We start from the raw sequence: 19,692 nt of genomic DNA, 5'->3' as shown, positions 1-19,692 counted from the left end.
ACCTTTTGCCCCCTTCACGGGGCAAGCTCCCCCCATGCCGACTGCGCAAGCGACCCACGAGCACCCCTACGAGCTGAACGACGTCCCGGGCTGGTTCCGCCCGCTCGACCAGGTGCTGTTCGCCTGGTTCCTGGACCGCCAGGAGGAGCAGGAAGCCACCGGCGACCTGCTGGAGCTGGGCGCCTACCTGGGCAAGAGCGCGATCCTGCTCGGCCACCACCTGCGCCCGGGCGAGCGCCTGACGGTGTGTGACCTGTTCGGCAGCGAGCCGCCGGACGCGGCGAACCGGGCCGAGGCGGCGAAGTCGTACGCCACGCTCACCCGGCAGGCGTTCGAGCGGAACTACCTCTCCTTCCACGAGACCCTGCCGGCGATCGTGCAGGCGCCGAGTTCGGCGATCACCGGCGAGGTGGCGGCGGGCAGCTGCCGCTTCGTCCACGTCGACGCCTCCCACCTCTACGAGCACGTCGAGGGCGACATCCGCGCGGCGCGCGAACTGCTGCGCCCGGACGGCATCGTGGTCCTGGACGACTTCCGCTCCGAGCACACGCCGGGCGTCGCCGTGGCCGCCTGGGAGGCGGTCCTCGACCGCGGGCTGCGGCCGGTCTGCCTGAGCACCCAGAAGCTCTACGCCACCTGGGGCGACCCCGGTCCGGTGCAGGAGGCGCTGCTCGCCGCGTTCGAGGGGCGGGCGGACTGCGGGGTGACGGTGGAGCCGGCGGCCGGGCACCGGCTGGTCCGGCTGCGCGCCGGCGGCCAGGGCATGCGACCGCCGTCCCTGCCGGCCTCGCGCCACCGGGCGCCGGCGGCGCTGCCCGGGCAGACCGGCCGGCCGGGCGACGCGCGGCGGCCGGCCCGCGGGGTCCGGGCCGCGCTGCCGCCCTCGCCGCGGGCCCGGCTGCGCCGCCTCGCCCTGGACCTGCTGCCCCCGGCCGCGACCCGCGCGGTACGCCGCCGCCGGGCGGCCCGCCGGGCCCGCGCCTGAGCCGGCGGCCAGGGCTCAGTCCCGGCCGTACGTGGCGGCGATGCCGGCGAGGACCAGCGCCAGGCCGTCCTCGAACTGCCGGTCGTAGTCCAGGAAGATCTCCGCGCCCGCCGCGGCCGACAGGGGGAAGTCGGCCATGCGGCGGGCGCGTTCGTCCACGTCGACGCCCTGCCGCCCCTCCTCCCTCTCGTCCGGCAGCGGACGCATGCCCTGCTCCTCGATGACGAAGCCGAGGGTGAAGAGATAGGACGTCGAGGACGCCCGCACGGCCTGGGCGAGGGTGAAGCCGGCCGCGGTGAACAGGCGCAGGTTGTCCTCCATCTGCTCGGCGTGCTCCGCGCCGGTGAAGCGCGAGCCGCTGAAGACCCGGGCGCCGTCGCGGTAGCCGAGCAGCGCGGCCCTCAGGCCCCGGTTGGAGCGCAGCAGCCGCTCGCGCCAGGTGTCGGCCGCGCCGAGCGGGGTCCCGGCGACCATCCGCCGGTACATCTCGGTGGCCATCTCGTCCAGCAGCGCCCGCTTGTCCTTGAAATGCCAGTACAGGGCGGGTGCCTTGACCTCCAGCTCGGTGGCGATGGCGCGCAGGGTCAGGCCGTCCAGGCCCACCTCGTTCAGCAGCCTCAGCGCCGTGTCGACGACCCGGCGGCGGTCGAGGGGGGTGCGGGGGGCGGTCCGTCGTTCCGTGCTCACGCTTGACAGCTTAACGCCGTTAAGTCCATGCTCGGGATCCAGCAGCACTTAACGACGTTAAGGAGAGCGGTCATGAGCACCATGGACACGGACGTCCTGATCGTCGGCGCGGGCCCCACCGGCCTCGCCCTCGGCATCGACCTGGCCCGGCGCGGCGTGGACGCGCTGGTCGTGGAGCGCGCCGACGGACTGTTCCCCGGCTCGCGCGGCAAGGGCCTCCAGCCCCGCACGATGGAGGTCTTCGACGACCTCGGCGTGGTGGACGCCTTCCTCGCGGCCGGCGGCCCCTACCCGGTCGGCATGGTCTGGAAGGACGGCGAGCGGGTCGGCGAGCACCGGATGTTCGACGAGCCGGACGGCAGCGAGGACTCCCGCTACCTCGGGCCCTGGATGGTCCCGCAGTGGCGCACGCAGGAGATCCTGCTGGCCCGGCTGGAGGAGCTGGGCGGCAAGGTCGCCTTCGGCCGGGAGGTCACCGGCCTCACCCAGGACGCGGACGGCGTGACCGCCCGCCTCGCCGACGGCGCGGCACTGCGCGCCCGCTACCTGGTGGCCGCCGACGGCGGTCGCTCGGCGGTGCGCCGGGCGCTGGGCATCGCCATGGCCGGCGAGAGCGTCGACCCCGCCCCGATGCTGGTCGCGGACGTCCGGATCAGCGGCCTGGACCGCGACCACCTGCACGTCTTCCCGCCGAGCCCGGCCGGCTCGGACTACCTGGTGATCTGGCCGCTGGCCGGCACCGAGGACTTCCAGCTGACCGCCCAGTTCCCGGCGGACACCGCCCCCGACCTGTCACTCGCCGGCATAAGCCGGGTCGTCGCCGCGCGCACCCACCTGGCCGCCGAGGACGTCACCGAGGTGCGCTGGGCCTCCGACTTCCGGCCCCGCGCGGCCCTGGCCGACCGCTTCCGCGCGGGCCGGGTGTTCCTCGCCGGGGACGCGGCGCACGTGCACTCGCCGGCCGGCGGGCAGGGCCTCAACACCAGCGTCCAGGACGCCTACAACCTGGGCTGGAAGCTGGGCGCGGTGCTGCGCGACGGCGCCCCCGAGGCGCTCCTCGACAGCTACGAGGCGGAGCGGCGCCCCAACGCCCGGCGGATGCTGGAGCTGTCCACCGCCGTGCACCGCGGCGAGGCCCGGCGCGGCAAGGCGACCCGGCAGCTGGGCCTCGGCTACCGCGAGTCCCCCCTGACCGCCGAGAACCGCACCGCCCCCGACGGCACCCTGCGGGCCGGCGACCGGGCACCCGACGCGACCGTGGCCGGCGTGCGGCTCTTCGACGCCTTCCGGGGCCCGCACTGGACCCTGCTGGCGCTGGGCACCGAGGCTCCGGGGGACGCCGACACGCTCCCCGGGGTGCGGGTCGTGCGGGGGCCCGCGCAGGAGCCGTACGGCACCGGGCTGTTCCTCGTCCGCCCGGACGGCTACGTCGGCTGGGCCGGCGACACCGCGGAAGGGCTGGCCGGCCGGCTCACCCGCTTCGGGATCGGCTGACCGGCGCCCTCTCAGGGGCAGCTACACGCTCGCCACCGACAGCTTCACCGCGAAGCCCAGGAAGAGCGCGCCGGCCGCCGAGGTGGCCCACGCCGAGAGCCGCTTGCGGCGCCGGAAGGCCGCGGACAGCCGGGTGCCGCCGAATATCAGCGCGCTCAGGTACAGCGCGCTGGCGACCTGCGCGAAGGCGCCGAGCACGACGAAGGACAGGGCCGGGTAGGCGTACCCGGGGTCCACGAACTGCACGAAGAAGGCGACGAAGAAGAGGATCGCCTTCGGGTTGAACAGGCTGACCACCAGCGCCCGGCGGAACGGCCGCTCACCGGCCCCCTGCGGCGCGGGGGCGCCCGCCTCCTCGGCGATCCGCTCCCTGCGGGTGCGCCACATGCCCCACGCGGCGCGCATCATCCCTATCGCGAGCCAGGTCAGATAGCCGGCGCCCGCGTACTTGACGATCGCGAACAGCACGGCGTTGGCCTGGAGCAGGGAGGCCACGCCCGCCGCCGACAGGGTCATGAGCACCGTGTCCCCGCACCAGACGCCCGCGGCGGCCGTGTAACCGGCGCGGACGCCGCGGCGGGCGGCCACGGACAGGACGTAGAGGGAGTTGGGGCCGGGCAGCAGGACGATGAGGATCGTGCCCGCCAGGTAGGTGGGGAGGTCGATGACGCCGAACATGAGAGGAGTCTCGCACGCGAGTACGACCCGCCCCCACCCCTGTGGAAAACCCGACGACCGCGACCGCCGCTCCCCGGATCAGAAGGCGTCGGAGGGCACGTACGTCCCCCACACCTCGCGCAGCGCGTTGCACACCTCGCCCACCGTGGCCCGGGCCCGCAGCGCGTCCTTCATCGGGTACAGGACGTTGTCCTCGCCCTCGGCGGCCTTCCGCAGCGCGGCCAGGGCGGCGTCCACGGCCGGCTGGTCGCGCTCGGCGCGCAGCTTCGCCAGGCGGGCGGCCTGCTGGGCCTCGATGGCGGGGTCGACGCGGAGCGGCTCGTAGGGCTCCTCGGCGTCCAGCTGGTAGCGGTTGACGCCGACCACGACCCGCTCGCCGGAGTCGGTCTCCTGGGCGATGCGGTAGGCGCTGTGCTCGATCTCGCTCTTCTGGAAGCCGTGCTCGATGGCGTCCACCGCGCCGCCGAGGTCCTCGACCTTCCGCATCAGCTCAAGGGCCGCCGCCTCGACGTCGTCCGTCATCTTCTCTATGACGTAGGACCCGGCGAACGGGTCGACGGTCGCCGTCACGTCCGTCTCGTAGGCGAGCACCTGCTGGGTGCGCAGCGCGAGGCGGGCGGACTTGTCGGTGGGCAGCGCGATGGCCTCGTCGAAGGAGTTGGTGTGCAGCGACTGGGTGCCGCCGAGCACGGCCGCGAGGCCCTGCACCGCGACCCGGACCAGGTTGACCTCGGGCTGCTGCGCGGTCAGCTGCACCCCGGCGGTCTGGGTGTGGAAGCGCAGCATCAGCGACTTGGGGTTCTTCGCGCCGAACTCCTCCTTCATCACCCGCGCCCAGATCCGGCGGGCGGCGCGGAACTTGGCGACCTCCTCCAGGATGGTCGTGCGGGACACGAAGAAGAAGGAGAGGCGGGGCGCGAAGTCGTCCACGTCCATGCCGGCCGCGACCGCCGTGCGCACGTACTCGATGCCGTCGGCGAGCGTGAAGGCGATCTCCTGCGCGGGCGAGGCACCGGCCTCGGCCATGTGGTAGCCGGAGATCGAGATGGTGTTCCACTTCGGGATCTCGGCCTTGCAGTACTTGAAGATGTCCGCGATCAGCCGCAGCGACGGCTTGGGCGGGAAGATGTACGTCCCGCGCGCGATGTACTCCTTCAGCACGTCGTTCTGGATGGTGCCGGTGAGCTTGTCCGCGCTCACCCCCTGCTCCTCGGCGACCAGTTGGTAGAGCAGGAGCAGCAGCGAGGCGGGGGCGTTGATCGTCATCGACGTGGAGACCTGGTCCAGCGGGATGCCGCCGAACAGCACCCGCATGTCGTCGATCGAGTCGATGGCCACGCCGACCTTGCCGACCTCGCCCGACGCGATCGCCGCGTCCGAGTCGTGGCCCATCTGGGTGGGCAGGTCGAAGGCGACCGACAGGCCCATGGTGCCGTTGGCGATCAGCTGCTTGTAGCGGGCGTTGGACTCGGTCGCCGTGCCGAAGCCGGCGTACTGGCGCATCGTCCACGGCCGGCCGGTGTACATCGACGGGTACACGCCCCGCGTGAACGGGTACTTCCCCGGCTCGCCCAGCCGCTCGGCCGGATCCCAGCCCTCCTGGGCACCGGGCCCGTAGACCGGTTCGATGGGCAGTCCACTCTCGGTGGATCGGGCACCGCCCGACTCGCGCGCCATGGTGTGTCGCCTCCCGCTGAGCACCTGACCTTGCGACGGACTGTAGCGGCGGGGCCTTAAGCCGTGGCAGAGGCGCCCGCTGGGACCTTGCTCACAGGAGCGCTGCGGCCCCCGTCACAACCATGCCGCGTGGTTCGCCGGACGTCATCCGCGGGCACCACTTCCGGTGACGTCCGAGGCGACGAGGCGGCGGCGACGAGGGGGCGCGATGGGGTCCAGGGGTGCGGGACGGCGGACGGCGGGTGCGGCGGTCGCCGTCGTGGCGGCGCTCGTGGCGGCGGCCGGGTGCACGGTGCAGGGCACCGGCGCGGACGGCCGTCCACCGGTGCGGGTCGACCACTCGAAGGGGGCGGCGCGGACGCCGTCCGGCGGCGGGCGGCACACGAAGAGCCCGCCCGCGCCGCAGGCGCCGGTGCTGTGGCGGCCCGGCGACTCCGGGCGGGACGTGCGCGAGTTGCAGGCCCGGCTGCGCCAGGTCGCCTGGCTGGTCGACGGGCCGAGCGGGGAGTACGACGACCCCACCGAGCAGGCCGTCTCCGGCTTCCAGGGCAAGCGCGGCCTGCCCCGCACGGGCGAGACGGACACCGTCACCTGGCAGCGGCTGCGGAGGATGACGCACGAGCCGGGCACCTGGGAGCTGTACCTGATGGGCGGCCAGCCGGCCGCGCCGCCCGACCCGCGCTGCGTGTCCGGGCGGGTGCTGTGCCTGAGCAAGTCGAGCCGGACGCTGCGCTGGATGGAGGACGGCCGCACCCTGCGCGTCCTGCCGGTCCGCTTCGGCTCCCGCTTCACGCCGACCCGGGAGGGCGTCTTCCACGTCTACTGGAAGTCCCGGAACCACTGGTCGACGCTGTACGACACGTCCATGCCGTACGCGATGTTCTTCAGCGGCGGCCAGGCCGTGCACTACTCCTACGACTTCGCCGCCCGCGGCTACGCGGGGGCCTCGCACGGCTGCGTCAACGTGCGGGACGAGGGGGCGATCGCGGACCTGTTCGCCTGGGTGCGCACCGGGGACAAGGTCGTCGTCAGCGGGTGAGGGGGCGCGGGCGGGACCGGGGGAACGTGTCCCGCCCGCGCCGGATGCACGAGCCATGGGGTACGGGGGGAACCCCGGCTCGGTGCGGAAGCCGATGACCAGTCGGCTCACTCTCTACTGCGCCGGCGCGGCCGAAAGTGTCACACCGGCGGGGGCAGGGGCGCGGGGCGGTGGCCGTCCCGGCCCTTCCGGACGCCGGGGCGGGCGCCGTCCCTGCCGTCACCGGCCTCGCGCCCGGGCTTGTCGCCGCGCGCGCCATCGCTCGCACGTCCATTGTCGTCGCGCCCGGCGCGTGGGTCGCGTCCCTCGGGTCCGGCGTCCTTCCCGCGTCCTCGGCTCCGGTGGCGGTCGCCGTGGTCGCCGTGGTCGCCGTCACGGACACGTCCCCCGTCCCCGTCCCCGTCCCCGCCCCGCTCGCGCCCGGTCCGCTCCCGTCCGGCGAGGACGTCCGCGCAGTACTCCGCCACCCGCGCGGCGCCCCCGGCCGCCTCGGCCAGGACGCGCCCCGGGTCGCCGTCGGGGCGCTCGCCCGCCCGCACCCGGCGGCAGGCGGCGGCCAGGGCGGGGCGCCGGGCGTCGGGAACGGCCGGGTCGGCGTCCTCCGGGCCGGTGCCGCGGGTGGCCCCCGGGGCCGACGGCGCCGTGGCCCGGTGGCCGGGCGGGGTGGCGGCGGGCCGGGTACCGCCCTGGACGCCGTCCAGCGGCGAGGGCGCCGGGGAAGGGCGGCCGGGGCCCTCGGCGGAGACGGTGGCGGCGGGCTCCGGCGCAGTTCCCCGGAAGGGCGCGGGCAGCACCCCGGTCCCGGCCGCGAACGCCACGCCGCCCACCGTGCAGGCGGCCAGCGCGGCGGCGAGCCCGAACCGCAGCGGCCGGCCCCAGCGCGAGCGCGGGGCGCCGGTCCGGCGGGGTGCGGCGTCGGCGGCGGGGGTGCGGGCGGGAGGCCGCTCGGCGGGACCGGTGCGGGCAGCGGCGGCCCCGTCGGGCAGTTCGGCACTTGTCGGCGCGGACGGCCCGGACAGGGGGAGCGCCCCCTCGGCCCGGCCGCCGCGCGCGGCGCGGAAGGCGGCCAGCGCGGCGGCCTCGCCCGGGAGCTCGGCGTCGGCCGCACCCGGAGGCGGGGCGAGGGCGCGCAGGGCGTCGGCGAGTCGTTCGGCGCGCTGCTGTGCGGCCGGGGTCGCGGCCTCCGGCGGCAGCCCGCGCAGTACGCGCTCCGCCGTCTCCGGGTCCAGCCACCCGTCCTGCTCCTCGGACCTCACGTCACTTACTGCGTCCGCGTGACCGCATGCGTCACTGCCGCGGGGGCGACCGCGCGGCGCCGCGCACCCCGCTGGGCCGGCAGCGCGTCGAGGGCGACGACGGACTCCGCCTCCCGGTCGAGGAGTTCGGCCAGCCGCTTCAGGCCCCGGTGCGCCGCCGTACGCACCGCGCCGGGCCGCTTGCCCAGGGTCAGCGCGGCGCTCTTCGCGTCCAGGCCGACCACCACGCGCAGCACCACCGCCTCCGCCTGGTCCTGCGGCAGCCGGGCGATGAGGGAGAGCGCACCGTCGGTCCCGAGCGCCTCCAGGGCCTCGTCGGCGGTGTCGGACTCGGCGGGCCTGCCGGCCAGCTCGCTCTCGTCGCCGCCGATCGCGGGGCGGCGCCCGCGCATGCGAAGGTGGTCGAGGGCGCGGTTGCGGGCGATGCGGGCGGCCCAGCCGCGGAACCGGTCGGCGTCGCCGTCGAACCGCGCGAGGTCGCGGGCGATCTGCAGCCACGCCTCGGACGTCACGTCCTCGGCGTCGGGATCGCCGACCAGTGTGCGTACGTATCCGAGCAGCCGCGGGTGCACCATGCGGTACACAGTCCGGAACGCGGTCTCGTCCCCGTCCTGTGCCGCGCGCACCGCGGCGGTCAGCTCCGCGTCGTCCCCCAGCACCGAACGCGCCCTTCTTCGCGCCTCAACCCGGGTGCCTCCAGCGGGTCGGCGCGAAAGGCACGTTACGTCTTGAAACCGCCGCTCGTCCATGTCCGGATCGCCTTGCCGTACAAGATGCAACTAACCCGTGACGCGGGGAGGTGTGACCCAGGTGTGACACGGAACGCGGGCGCGGCGCAGAAGGAGGTACGGGCCGCCCGCGGCCCGGGCCGCGCGGCGGCCGGGGCCTCTCCTGTGGGGGGTGGCGGCCCCGGCCGTCGCGGAGTGCCCCACCCCCGGATCAGCCCGCCCCGGGGGCGTCCTGGTGCTGCGGCACGCGGAAGCGGCGCCGGTACTCCGTCGGCGTGGTGCTCAGGCGGCGCCGGAACGCGCGTACCAGGGTGTCCACGGTGCCGAAGCCGCAGCGGGACGCGACGCGTTCCAGCGTGGCGTCCGTCGACTCCAGCTCGTGCCGGGCCTTCTCCACCCGCACCGACTCGATGTAGGCGTGCGGGGTGGCGCCCAGCTCGGTCTTGAACAGCCGGGTCAGATGGCGGTCGCTGACGTGCGCGTACGCGGCGAGGTCCGCGACCGTGAGCGGCTCGGCGACGCGGTCCAGGATGTAGTGGCGCAGGTCCTCGATCCGCCGCACCTCCGACACCTGCTCCAGCGGGACGCTGAACTGGCTCTGTCCGCTGGCGCGTTTGAGGTACATGACCAGTTGCCGGGCCACCCGCAGGGCCACCGCCTCGCCGAGGTCGTCCGCGATCAGGGCCAGGGACAGGTCCAGGCAGGCGCTGATGCCCGCGCCGGTCCACACGTTGCCCTCGCGGATGAAGATCGGGTCGGCGTCGACCCGCACCGCCGGGTGGTCGGCGGCCAGTTGCCGCGCGGTCGACCAGTGGGTGGTGGCGCGCTTGCCGTCGAGCAGGCCCGCGGCGGCCAGCAGGTGCGCGCCCACGCACACCGAGGCGATCCGGTGCGACCGGCCGGCGAGCAGCTTCACCCAGGCGACCAGGGCGGGATCGACCAGCGGGTGCACCCGGCGCTCCGCGTCGACCGTCACCGCACCCGGCACGATCAGCGTGTCGATCCCGCCCGCTGCGGCCTCCTCGAAGGTGATGTCGGGCAGGATCCGCACCCCGGCGCTGGTGGTGACCGCGTCCTTCCCCTCCGCGACCAGCACGACCTGGTAGCCCGCCGCCGCGTCGGTCTCGCGCAGCGCGAGCGAGAACACCTCGGGCGGGCCGGTGACGTCCAGCAGGTCGACCCCCTCGAAGAGCACGATCGCGATCAGCCGCCGCCCCGGGGCGGAGCCGCCCGCGGCCCGGCGCACGTCGTCCGGCAAGACCATCCCCCTCCATCCCTCCACAGCCCGTCCGACCCGCCGAACGGCATGTCGGTATCTGCATGTTAGACGTCATTGCCGACGTCGTGCGGGGCTCATAGCGTTGTCGAAGCAGCCCGCCGGACGCACCGCGGCCTGCGTCATCCCACGGAGACCCGAAGGCGGTACCCCCATGTCCCGAACCACCCTGCGCGAGCTGAACGGCTTCGACCAGACGCCCGCGAAGCTGGCCGGCTCGACGCTGATCCTGATCGACTTCCAGAACACCTACACCCAGGGCGTCATGGAGCTCGACGGCTGGGAGAAGTCCCTCGACGCGGCGGCGGAGCTGCTGGCCCGGGCCCGCCGGGAGGGCGCGCAGGTCGTCCACGTCGTCAACGACGGCGGCGAGGGCACGCCCTACGACATCCGCGCGGAGATCGGGCAGATCCACCCGAAGGTCGCGCCCGTCGACGGGGAGCCGGTCGTGGTGAAGCAGGCCCCGAACGCCTTCGTCGGCACGGACCTCGCCACGCACCTCAAGGAGGGCCAGGACGTCGTCATCGCGGGCTGGATGACCCACATGTGCGTCGCCTTCACCGCGCAGGGCGCCTTCCTCAACGGCAACCGCCCCACCGTCGTCGCCGAGGCCACCGCCACCCGCTCGCTCCCGGTCGCGGGCACCGACCTCGACGCCTGCCAGGTGCACTACAGCGCGCTCGCCACCATCGCCGACCTGTACGGCGTGGTCGTCGCGACGCAGAAGGAGATCGTCTGATGAGGGCCGGGCTGTTCCGCTCCGCCGCCGCGCTCGGCGCCGCCACCGTCCTGGCCGCGACCCTGTCGGCGTGCGGGGGCGACTCCGAGGCCGCCACCCGTGCCGAGGGGCAGGACCCGAAGCCGTCGCCTTCCGCGGGGACCGACTACGCGAAGGACACGACGACGCTGCGCGAGCTGACCAAGCAGGACGAGACGCCGGCCAAGCTGTCGGACGCGACCCTCGTCCTCGTCGACTACCAGAACGTCTACACCGGCGGCACGATGGAGCTGACCGGCTGGCGCGCGGCGGTCGACAACACCAAGGCCCTCCTGGAGCGGGCCCGCAAGGCCCACACCCCGGTCGTGCACGTCGTGGAGAAGGGCTACGACCTCACCTCGAAGGCGGGCCAGATCATCCCGGCCCTGAAGCCGGCCAAGGGCGAGGCCGTCGTCGAGAAGGCCGTCCCCAACGGCTTCCACGACACCGACCTGGCCGCCGAGCTGAAGAAGACCGGCCGCAAGAACGTCATCATCGCCGGCTTCATGACCCACATGTGCACCCTGTTCACCACCGAGGGCGCCGTCTACAACGGCTACAAGCCGACCGTGATCGGCGACGCCTCCGCGACCCGCCCGCTGCCGCTCAACGGCAACCCGCGGGGCATCCCGGCGCAGCAGGTGCAGGAGGCCGCGCTCGCCACGATCCAGGACCGCTTCGGCGTCGTCGTCCCCAAGCAGCGCGACGTCCGCTAGCACCCGTCCCCCGCGGCATCCGGCAGAGAGGCAGCGCGCGCTCCTCTCTGCCGCCGCCCCCGTTCCTCCTCCTCCCCCCAATCCCCCCATCCCCCCAGGAATCCCCCATGCCCGAGATCCCCCCGCACGCCCGAAGTCCACACGCACGATCCCTCTGGAGAAAACGAAGATGGCAACCCGCAGACGCTTTATAGGCAGCGCCACCGGAGTCGGCACCGCCGCCCTCGTCGGCTACTCGGCCGCGCCCAGCGCCGCGGACTCCACGACCGACGCGGCGGTCGTCGCGCCGGTCACCCAGGAGCAGGCGCGCGCCTCGATGTTCGCCGTGAACGCGGGCATGCGCGCCAACTACGCGACGCTCAAGGCGGAGTTGATCAAACACCTCGCGCCGGTCGTCGTCGTCCAGAACGACGCGAAGGGCGGCAGGTTCACGCTGGTGACCAAGGACGGGCAGGAATCCGTCAACCCCGTCGCCCCGACCTTCGAGCTGGCCAAGTCCATCGCCCACACCCCGCTCGGCGTCTTCTCGGTGATCGCCTCCTACCTCGCGGACAAGATCCCCAACCTGCCGAACGCCGCCCGCATCGATCCCCACGACCTCGTGATGGTCGCCTACAACGACGACACGTCGACCGCGTGGATCGAGCCGCTGAAGGCGTACGCCGGCAAGCTCACCACCGCCCGCCAGAACCTGCCCGCCGCCGGCCTGCCGGCCGCGCTGCAGACGTCGTGCGCCACGATCCTCGACGGGGCCCTGGCGTTCATCAAGACCGCCGTCGCCACCAAGCACTTCGACATGGCGACGTTCGAGCAGTTCTCCGGCAGCGTCTACCCCGCCATCCGCACCAACATGGAGCACGCCTCGCAGGCCCAGATCAAGGGCGTGCAGGACATCATGAAGACCTGGCGCGCCAAGGTCGGCGAGGCGGCGTGGGCGGACCTGTACACCGTGGTGATCTCGCAGTGGACCACCAGCGTGCTCAACCAGAACACCATCATCATCAAGGACTGCATGAACGCGGCGAAGGTGGCCACCCATCTGATCGACCTGCCGGGCCTGGAGCCGCCGGCCGACCCGGTCTTCACCGCCCTCGACAACCTGGCGCGCATCGTGCAGGACAACATCGCGGCCGAGATGGTCTTCCCGAAGGACACCGTGGTCGCCGACGCGCTGAAGGGACAGCAGGATCTGCTCTCCGACGAGATCCTCAAGCAGTTGGGCAGCAAGAACGTGACGGCGCAGGTGGCGCCGCAGTACAACACGGTCGCGTCCCCGGGTGTGTGCCCCGTCCGGAAGTAGGACCACCGCCCCGGGGCGCACCGTCCCGGACCCGTGTACTGCACACTGGGTCGACCCCTCCGTGTCACGGAGGGGTCGACAGTGAAAGACGTCCAGGGGTGGGGAAGTTGAGTCGTCGCAGAAGATCGCACGCATACCGGGGCCTCGGCCTCAGACACCGGGTCTGGCTGACCACCGGGGCCGTCGCCCTGAGCGCCGCCGGTGTCGTCACCTACGCGGTGGCGGACCAGGTCGGGCCGGCCGACGGCAAGGACCGGGCGCCGCGCAAGCCGTCCATCCAGACCATGCGGCTGCAGAGCGAGGGGGCCGGCCGCAAGGGGCTCGACCGCAAGAGCACCGCCCGCTTCAGCGCGGTGCTGGTGACCTGGGACGACCCGGACGCCAAGGCCAAGGGCACGCCGCAGGTACGCACCCGGGACCGGGAGTCCGGCGACTGGTCGGGATGGCAGAAGCTGCCCGCCGAGCCGAACCAGGCCGACGGCGCCGAGGGCGAGCGGGCGGCCGGCCGCGGCGGCACCGAGTCGCTGTGGGCCGGCGACTCCGACGGCATCGAGGTGCGCCTGGTCGGCGCGGACGGCAAGGAGGCGCCCGGCCAGCCGGCCGGCATGGACGTCAAGCTGCTCGACCCCGGCACCGACCCGGCCGGCTCCGGCACGGCGATGGCCCCGGCCGCCTTCGCGGCGGACGCCCCGTCGTCGACCCCGGCCGCCACGGACCCGGCGCCCACCCACCCGGCGCCCACCGACCCGGCGCCCACCGACCAGTCCTCGTCCCAGGCGAGCCCCGGCACGCCCGCCCTCGCGGACCCGGCGGCCACGACCAGCGCCTCGCCCACCGCGACACCCTCCGCCACCCCAACCCCCACCCCCACGCCGACGGTCCCCGCGCCCCGGCCCTCCACGGTCGTGAAGCCGCCGATCATCACCCAGGCCCAGTGGGGCGCCTCGACGGACTACGACGGCACCCCGGGCTACGGCACCACCATCAAGGCGGCCGTGATCCACCACACCGGCACGGACGGCGACAACACCCTGTCCTGCTCGGAGTCCCGGGCCCGGCTGCGCTCCATCCAGCAGGAGCACTTCGCCCGCGGCTACTACGACATCGGCTACAACTTCCTCGTCGACCGCTGCGGCCAGATCTTCGAGGGCCGCAGCGGCGGCATGGACCTGCCGGTGGTCGGCGCGCACGACATCGGCTTCAACACCGACACGGTCGGCATCTCCTACCTCGGCAACTTCGAGACGGCCAAGCCCAGCAGGGCCGCCCTGGACGCCATCGCCCGCGTCGTCGCCTGGAAGTTCGGGATGTACGGCATCGACCCGACCGGCAAGGTCACGATGGTCTCCGGCAGCCCCAAGGGCCAGGACGGCAACCTCGTCGACAAGGGCCAGTCGATCACCCTGCCCCGGGTCTTCGGGCACCGCGACACCAACGCCACCGCCTGCCCCGGCAAGAACCTCTACCCCAAGCTCTCCCGCATCGCCACGCTGGCGAAGACCCCGGGCATCTCGCACGCCCTGCCCACCTCCGACCTGACCCGGGACGGCATCTCCGACCTGGTCCTCGGCCTGCCCAAGGCGAACGGCCTGCGCGTGGTCCCGGGCAGCAAAACGGGCCCGCTCACCTCGGCCCGCAAGACGATCACGCAGGACAGCGCGGGCGTGCCCGGCGCCACCGAGACCGGTGACGAGTTCGGCGCCGCCACCGCCTGGGGCGACGTCAACGGGGACGGCTACGCCGACCTGGCCGTCGGCGCACCCGGCGAGGACAGCGAGGGCACCGACCGCGGCGCGGTCACCGTGCTCTTCGGCCCGGCCCTGACCTCCGGTGCCTGGTACACCACGACCGGCGTCCAGGCGGCCGGGGCCCGGCTCGGCTCCTCCGTCGCGCTCGGCGACTTCAACGGCGACGGCAAGGCGGACCTGTTCGCGGCCGGCACCGGCCAGGGCGGCAACTACCAGGTCCGGCTGACCGACGGCGCCACCTCCTACGGCACCCTCACCACGGCCACCGGCGCGGTCGCCTACCTCGACTCGGCGACCGGCGACTTCAACCGCGACGGGTACACGGACGTGGCCGTCAACTACCGCGACACCGGCGGCGTCGGACGGGTCGTCCGCTTCGCGGGCTCCAAGACGGGCCTGACCAAGGCCGGCGTCCTCTCCGTGAAGGGCGGCCGGTCGGTCGCCTCCGGCGACGTGAACGACGACGGTCTCGACGACCTCGTGATCGGCCAGCCGGTCGCCAAGGAGTCCGGCGGCAAGTCGGGCGGGCAGATCACCATGCTGCTCGGCAGCTCCGCCGGCTTCACCACCACCGGCATGCGGGTCATCGACCAGGACACCTCCGGCGTGCCCGGCGGCAACGAGTCCGGCGACGACTTCGGCACCTCGGTCTCGGTCGGCGACTACAACGGCGACGGGTACGCCGACGTCCTCGCGGGCACTCCCGGCGAGGACGTGTCCAGCGGCGGCGTCAACCGGGTCGACGCCGGCAGCGTGCTGCTGGTGAAGGGCGGCTCCACCGGTCTGACCGGCACCGGCTCGGTCTCCATCTCCCAGGACACCTCCGGCGTGCCCGGCTCGGTGGAGAAGGGCGACCGCACCGGCGCGTCGGTGTCCCTGACCGACCTGTCCGGCTACGGCCGCGCCGACCTCACCTTCGCCGCCGAGGGCGAGGACGCCTGGGACGGCATGGTGCTGCACATCCCGAGCAACAGCACGGGCCTCGGCTACTCGCACACCCTGGCCTGGACGAAGAACACGCTCGGCACGCCGACCGGCGGCCGGCTGGGCCAGACGCTGACCCCGTAGGGGCCGCGCCGCCCGCACGACCCGGTGGAGGCCGCGCCGGCGTCCACGCACCGGCCGGGGAACCGCGCACCTCGCGGCTCCCCGGCCGGTTCCGTCAGGCGGCCCGGCTCCCGGTCGCCTCCCGGCACAGCAGCCGCAGCGAGCCGTCGCCGGCGAAGCGGTGGCGGGCCTCGTCGATGGGGTCCCACAGGCGCCCGTCGGGGGTGCGCACCCAGGGGTCGCCGCCGGTCGCCCACCACTCGGCGCCGGTCTCGCGCACGATGACCTCGCCCGCGTAGGCGCCGAGGCCCCGCAGGGCGCTCTCCACGGCGGCGTAGGGCGGGTGCTCGTGGCGGATGCCGTCGATCACCCCGTCGACCCGCGACAGGCTGCGCGGGGTGTGGTCCAGGCGCAGCCGCGCGCCCTCGCGCAGCATCGCCACCGCGTCCGCCGCCCAGCGCGCCGGCCGGGCGGCCGCCGCCGGTCTCGGCGCGGCGGTGCGCGTGGTGCCGCTCGTGGTGCCGCTCGTCCCGAAGGGTGCCGTGGTCCGGTATGAGGTCGTCACACCTGCTCAAGCGTTCCTGACCGGTCCCGCGTCACACGGATCGGGGGCCTTGCGCGACACCGGCGCAGGATCGCCGCAGCTCCGTCACGTCCGCCGGCGGACGTCCAGGAGACGTTCACCCGGTGCGCGCCTGATCGAGCCGGTCGGCCAGGTCCCGGAACTCGGTCCACGACAGCTTGGGCGCGCCCGGGTCCCACAGCTTCTGCACCGTCGCCGCCAGCGGCAGCCGGATGCCGTCGGCGACCTGGGCCGTGGTCTGGGCGCCCGGGATGTCGCCCCAGACGGCGAAGCTGCCGCCGAGGATCTGGTCGTCGTACTTGGCGTCGACCGCCCGGGTGCCGCGGATGACGCGCGGGGTCCAGTCCTCGTAGATGCGCTGCCCGGTCGGGTAGACGAAGGTCTGCGGCTGGCCGAGGACGTAGTAGAGGAACTCGTCGTTGTAATTGAGGACCTTGCGGCCTGCCGCCAGGTACTCCGTCGGCGGGCGGGCGCCGATCTCCTTGCCGGTCCAGTAGGCGACCTGGATGTCCTTGGCCGGCTCGACGGAGGTGTCCTTGAAGAAGCCGTCGTTCCAGGCGCGGGGCGTGCGGTGGTCGTCGCGGACGGTCTTCGCGCGGGCGTTGAGCCACCCGGTGGTCAGGTCGGCGACGGTGCCGTCCGGGCCGTACGCCTTGCGGGCGGCGGCGGCCAGCGTCGGGTAGGACGCCTGGGGGTCGGAGACGGTGAGCGCCTGGTACTCGTCGGCGCCGAGGTGCCACTGGGAGCCGGGGAAGACGTCGGAGTACTCGTCGATCAGGTCGTCGACGATCTTCCCGGCCGCGGGCTTGGAGATGTCGATCGCGCCGCGGGTCGGGGTGCCCTGGGCGTTGCGCAGCTGGAGGTCGGGGTGGGCGTCGAGGACGGCGCCGAGGTGGCCGGGCGAGTCGAGCTCGGGGACGACGGTGATGTGCCGGGAGTTCGCCAGGTCCACGATCTGCTTGACCTGCGCCTTGGTCAGGTGCTCCGTGGAGACGATCTCGGGGTGCGAGGACGACTCCACGCGGAAGCCCTGGTCGTCGGAGAAGTGCAGGCCCAGCTCGTTGTACTTGAGGTCGCCCAGCTCGCGTATCCGGTCCTCTATCCAGCCGGCGTCGAAGAACTTGCGCGCGATGTCGAGCGAGAAGCCGCGGCGGGGCTTGGCCGGCTCGTCCCGGACGGTGCCCTCGGGCGCGGCGGCGCCGCCGGCGACGGACTGCTTGAGCGTACGGGTGCCGTAGTAGACGCCGGCCTCGGTGGGTCCGCTCAGGGTGACCCGGCCGTCGCGCACGCTCATCGTGTACGACTCCGGGTTGGCGCCCTTGTCCGGCCTGACCTGGAGCCGGACGTCCCCGGCGCGCGCGTCGTCCTGGCCGGCGTAGGCCAGGCCCAGCTCGCCGGCGAGCAGCCGCCCCTCGTCGGCGAGCCCGGAGCCGTCGACCACGACGCGGTGGCCGCGCGCGGGCTTCCAGCCGGGTCCGCGGGCCGGGGTGTGGTCACGGACGGCGGGTACGGTCTGCGGCTCCTTGGAGAGCGGGTAGGAGCGGCTGGGGCTGGGGCTCGTCGGCGTGGGGGCGGCGGCGGGCTCCTCGGCCCGCGCCGGCCCGTTCCCGCCGCTGGTCGCCCACACTCCGGCCCCCGCCCCCACCGCGGCCACCGCCGCCACCGCGATCACGGCCCGCTGCCTGCGCCGCCGCGTGCCCTCGGGCACGGGCCGCTCGTGCCGGCTCACGCGGCCACCCCGCGCACGGCTCTCCCGCACGCCCCAGGCGCCCTGACGGTCACTCCCCCGACCACCGCGGCGACGACCGATCCGGCTCGGCCCCGGGCCGGAACCGATGTCCCGGCAGCCGCCGCGAGCCCGGTCTTCACCTCGGCCGGTGGCCGGGGCACTCTCCCGGCCTGCGCCGTGCCCGCCGGGCGAGCCGTCGATCCCGCCCCCGTCACCCCCGTGCCGTCACCGTCGCGCGTCCACCACATGTTCTGAAACTCTCCCGTTCGGGTGAAATTCGTTCAGTGGGCGGACACGTCATGCCGTCACTCGATAACGTGATCGCCACATCCTCTGCACGTTCACCAGCCGACACACGTGACGCCCACGGAGACCCACGCCGCCTGTGCACCGTCTGCCAGAACTCCCCGCCCGAGTGGCCATACCGGTCCCGGTGCAAACACGCGCCTCCCGGGAAACCCCGCTGGACCGCTTCAACGCCGCACCCGCCGACGAAGCCGTCCGCACCCTGCTGACCTGCCTGCACAGCCGCCGCTGGGCCCGCCGCCTGGCCGCCCACCGCCCCTATCCGGACCTGGCCGCGCTGCTCGCCGCCGCGGACGAGGCGGCGTACGACCTGACCGCGCGGGATCTCGCGGAGGCGCTGGCCGCCGAGGCGCTGCCCAGCCTGCCGGACGACATCTACGCGGTCGCCCACACCGCCCTCGGCGCCGCGTCTGCCGCCTACGAGAGCCGCTTCGGGCACGCCTTCGTCATATGCCTGGACGGCCTGGCGCCGGACGAGATCCTCGACCAGGTGCTCGCCGGGATCCGGTCACGATTGGCCAACGATCCCGAGGAGGAGCGGGTGGTCGCCGCGGAGGAGCTGCGCCGCCTGGCCGGCGGCCGGCTGCGCCGACTGCCCGCCGCGCCCCGCTGAGCGGCGTCCCCGGTAGCCCGTACGTGCTCATCCGAGCGCAACCGAGTGCAACTTTGATCACACCGGCAGGCCCGCTGTCAGGGCCACGGACAACCGTCGCTACGATGCTGGGGGCCGGTGGACCGTACCCGGCCGGGCCCGACCGACACGCCATAGCCGGCGCGGCCCTAGTCCCCGCTCCCGGAGGAAACTTCCGTGCCGGCTGGAACGCTGTACCGCGGCCGGGAAGGAATGTGGTCCTGGGTGGCTCATCGAGTCACCGGCGTCCTCATCTTCTTCTTCCTGTTCGTTCACGTGCTGGACACCGCTCTCGTGCGGGTGTCCCCCGAGGCCTACGACAAGGTCGTGGCCACGTACAAGACGCCGATCGTCGCGCTGCTGGAGTACGGCCTCGTCGCCGCCATCCTCTTCCACGCGCTCAACGGCCTGCGTGTCATCGCCGTCGACTTCTGGGTCAAGGGCGCCCGCTACCAGAAGCAGCTGCTCTGGTCCGTCGTGGGCCTGTGGGTCGTGCTGATGATCGGGGCGATCTACCCCGTGCTCGGCCACGCCGCTCGTGAACTGTTCGGGAGCTGACGCAGATGTCCACCACTGAAACCACCGCTTCCGGCATCGGCCCCGTCGAGGGCGCGTCCCTCTACACGGTCGACAACCCCGCCCCGGTGATCGAGGCCCCCCGCGCCCGTACCAAGAAGACGCCGAAGTCCACCCGCGGCAACTTCGAGCTGTACGGCTGGCTCTTCATGCGCCTGTCCGGCGTCGTGCTGGTCGTCCTGGTGCTCGGGCACCTGCTGATCCAGCTCGTGCTGGACGGCGGCGTCTCCAAGGTCGGCTTCGCCTTCGTGGCAGGCCGCTGGGCGTCCCCGTTCTGGCAGGTCTGGGACCTGCTGATGCTCTGGCTCGCCATGCTGCACGGCGCCAACGGCCTGCGCACGGTCATCAACGACTACGCGGAGCGCGCGAACACCCGGCTGTGGCTGAAGGGCCTGCTCTACACCGCCACGGTGTTCACCATCCTGCTGGGCACGCTGGTGATCTTCACCTTCGACCCGAACATCCGCTAGGCACGGGGC

The 19,692-nt window shown here is 73.7% G+C and carries 18 protein-coding genes; 10 read left to right on the top strand and 8 right to left on the bottom strand.

Going from position 1 to position 19,692, the window contains the following annotated elements; genetic code table 11:
• The first annotated feature begins 34 nt into the window (after nt 1-34).
• Nucleotides 35-985 carry a class I SAM-dependent methyltransferase gene (locus tag ACGFZL_RS07940; RefSeq protein WP_355167904.1) on the top strand — a complete coding sequence of 317 codons (951 nt, stop codon included), beginning with the start codon at nt 35-37 and terminating at the stop codon, nt 983-985.
• 15 nt (nt 986-1,000) lie between these two features.
• Here the strand turns inward: ACGFZL_RS07940 and ACGFZL_RS07935 are convergent, their stop codons facing one another.
• The gene (locus ACGFZL_RS07935; protein WP_393690064.1) at nt 1,001-1,672 is read right to left on the bottom strand and encodes a TetR/AcrR family transcriptional regulator C-terminal domain-containing protein; all 672 of its coding nucleotides are present in this window, start codon (nt 1,670-1,672) and stop codon (nt 1,001-1,003) included.
• Between the two features lie 81 nt (nt 1,673-1,753).
• Between ACGFZL_RS07935 and ACGFZL_RS07930 the strand changes: the two genes are divergently transcribed.
• The gene (locus ACGFZL_RS07930; protein WP_393690199.1) at nt 1,754-3,166 is read left to right on the top strand and encodes an FAD-dependent monooxygenase; all 1,413 of its coding nucleotides are present in this window, start codon (nt 1,754-1,756) and stop codon (nt 3,164-3,166) included.
• A gap of 21 nt (nt 3,167-3,187) precedes the next feature.
• Here ACGFZL_RS07930 and leuE read toward each other — a convergent pair whose 3' ends face one another.
• Both leuE and ACGFZL_RS07920 read right to left on the bottom strand, forming a co-directional pair.
• Nucleotides 3,188-3,844, bottom strand: coding sequence for a leucine efflux protein LeuE (gene leuE, locus ACGFZL_RS07925; RefSeq protein WP_355167898.1), 657 nt, complete (start codon nt 3,842-3,844; stop codon nt 3,188-3,190).
• Between the two features lie 78 nt (nt 3,845-3,922).
• Complete coding sequence (locus ACGFZL_RS07920; protein WP_355167896.1) at nt 3,923-5,521, bottom strand: methylmalonyl-CoA mutase family protein; 1,599 nt, start codon at nt 5,519-5,521, stop codon at nt 3,923-3,925.
• Nucleotides 5,522-5,729: 208 nt separating this feature from the next.
• On the opposite strand from ACGFZL_RS07920, the gene ACGFZL_RS07915 reads away from it, so the two are divergent.
• Entirely contained in the window at nt 5,730-6,560 is an 831-nt protein-coding gene (locus ACGFZL_RS07915; protein ID WP_393690063.1) for a L,D-transpeptidase family protein, read from the top strand.
• 140 nt (nt 6,561-6,700) lie between these two features.
• Here the strand turns inward: ACGFZL_RS07915 and ACGFZL_RS07910 are convergent, their stop codons facing one another.
• From ACGFZL_RS07910 to ACGFZL_RS07900, 3 genes are all read right to left on the bottom strand, one after another.
• Nucleotides 6,701-7,816, bottom strand: a complete 1,116-nt coding sequence (locus ACGFZL_RS07910; protein ID WP_393690062.1) for a hypothetical protein — start codon at nt 7,814-7,816, stop codon at nt 6,701-6,703.
• A gap of 5 nt (nt 7,817-7,821) precedes the next feature.
• The gene (locus tag ACGFZL_RS07905) at nt 7,822-8,475 is read right to left on the bottom strand and encodes an RNA polymerase sigma factor (RefSeq protein WP_355167890.1); all 654 of its coding nucleotides are present in this window, start codon (nt 8,473-8,475) and stop codon (nt 7,822-7,824) included.
• Between the two features lie 280 nt (nt 8,476-8,755).
• Nucleotides 8,756-9,808, bottom strand: a complete 1,053-nt coding sequence (locus tag ACGFZL_RS07900; protein WP_393690061.1) for a GlxA family transcriptional regulator — start codon at nt 9,806-9,808, stop codon at nt 8,756-8,758.
• Between the two features lie 166 nt (nt 9,809-9,974).
• Here ACGFZL_RS07900 and ACGFZL_RS07895 point away from each other — a divergent pair, with 166 nt between their 5' ends.
• The 4 genes from ACGFZL_RS07895 (at nt 9,975) to ACGFZL_RS07880 (ending at nt 15,409) form a co-directional block, all read left to right on the top strand.
• On the top strand, nt 9,975-10,559 hold the full coding sequence (locus ACGFZL_RS07895; protein ID WP_355167886.1) for an isochorismatase family protein: 585 nt from the start codon (nt 9,975-9,977) through the stop codon (nt 10,557-10,559).
• A complete protein-coding gene (locus ACGFZL_RS07890) occupies nt 10,559-11,293 on the top strand; it encodes an isochorismatase family protein (protein ID WP_393690060.1) in 735 nt (244 codons plus the stop codon). Before ACGFZL_RS07895 ends, ACGFZL_RS07890 begins: the two co-directional genes overlap by 1 nt.
• Before the next feature lie 169 nt (nt 11,294-11,462).
• Nucleotides 11,463-12,593: a hypothetical protein gene (locus ACGFZL_RS07885; protein ID WP_393690059.1), complete on the top strand. Its 1,131-nt coding sequence runs from the start codon at nt 11,463-11,465 to the stop codon at nt 12,591-12,593.
• Between the two features lie 98 nt (nt 12,594-12,691).
• Nucleotides 12,692-15,409: an FG-GAP-like repeat-containing protein gene (locus ACGFZL_RS07880; RefSeq protein WP_393690058.1), complete on the top strand. Its 2,718-nt coding sequence runs from the start codon at nt 12,692-12,694 to the stop codon at nt 15,407-15,409.
• Between the two features lie 94 nt (nt 15,410-15,503).
• On the opposite strand, the gene ACGFZL_RS07875 is transcribed toward ACGFZL_RS07880, so the two are convergent.
• Both ACGFZL_RS07875 and ACGFZL_RS07870 read right to left on the bottom strand, forming a co-directional pair.
• The gene (locus ACGFZL_RS07875) at nt 15,504-15,953 is read right to left on the bottom strand and encodes a hypothetical protein (protein ID WP_393690057.1); all 450 of its coding nucleotides are present in this window, start codon (nt 15,951-15,953) and stop codon (nt 15,504-15,506) included.
• A 115-nt stretch (nt 15,954-16,068) separates the two neighbouring features.
• Nucleotides 16,069-17,700, bottom strand: coding sequence for a glycoside hydrolase family 20 protein (locus ACGFZL_RS07870; RefSeq protein ID WP_393690056.1), 1,632 nt, complete (start codon nt 17,698-17,700; stop codon nt 16,069-16,071).
• A gap of 433 nt (nt 17,701-18,133) precedes the next feature.
• Between ACGFZL_RS07870 and ACGFZL_RS07865 the strand changes: the two genes are divergently transcribed.
• The 3 genes from ACGFZL_RS07865 to ACGFZL_RS07855 all read left to right on the top strand — a co-directional run bounded on the left by ACGFZL_RS07865 (nt 18,134) and on the right by ACGFZL_RS07855 (nt 19,683).
• A complete protein-coding gene (locus ACGFZL_RS07865; protein WP_393690055.1) occupies nt 18,134-18,619 on the top strand; it encodes a 2-oxo-4-hydroxy-4-carboxy-5-ureidoimidazoline decarboxylase in 486 nt (161 codons plus the stop codon).
• Nucleotides 18,620-18,814: 195 nt separating this feature from the next.
• A complete protein-coding gene (gene sdhC / locus ACGFZL_RS07860; protein WP_393690054.1) occupies nt 18,815-19,195 on the top strand; it encodes a succinate dehydrogenase, cytochrome b556 subunit in 381 nt (126 codons plus the stop codon).
• 5 nt (nt 19,196-19,200) lie between these two features.
• The gene (locus ACGFZL_RS07855; RefSeq protein ID WP_355167870.1) at nt 19,201-19,683 is read left to right on the top strand and encodes a succinate dehydrogenase hydrophobic membrane anchor subunit; all 483 of its coding nucleotides are present in this window, start codon (nt 19,201-19,203) and stop codon (nt 19,681-19,683) included.
• The last annotated feature ends 9 nt before the right edge of the window (nt 19,684-19,692 follow it).

Source organism: Streptomyces sp. NPDC048182, assembly GCF_043202555.1.
In the GTDB taxonomy this organism is placed as follows: domain Bacteria; phylum Actinomycetota; class Actinomycetes; order Streptomycetales; family Streptomycetaceae; genus Streptomyces.
The sequence above is the reverse complement of the archived record's forward strand: the minus strand, read 5'-3'. Positions and strand labels throughout refer to the sequence as shown.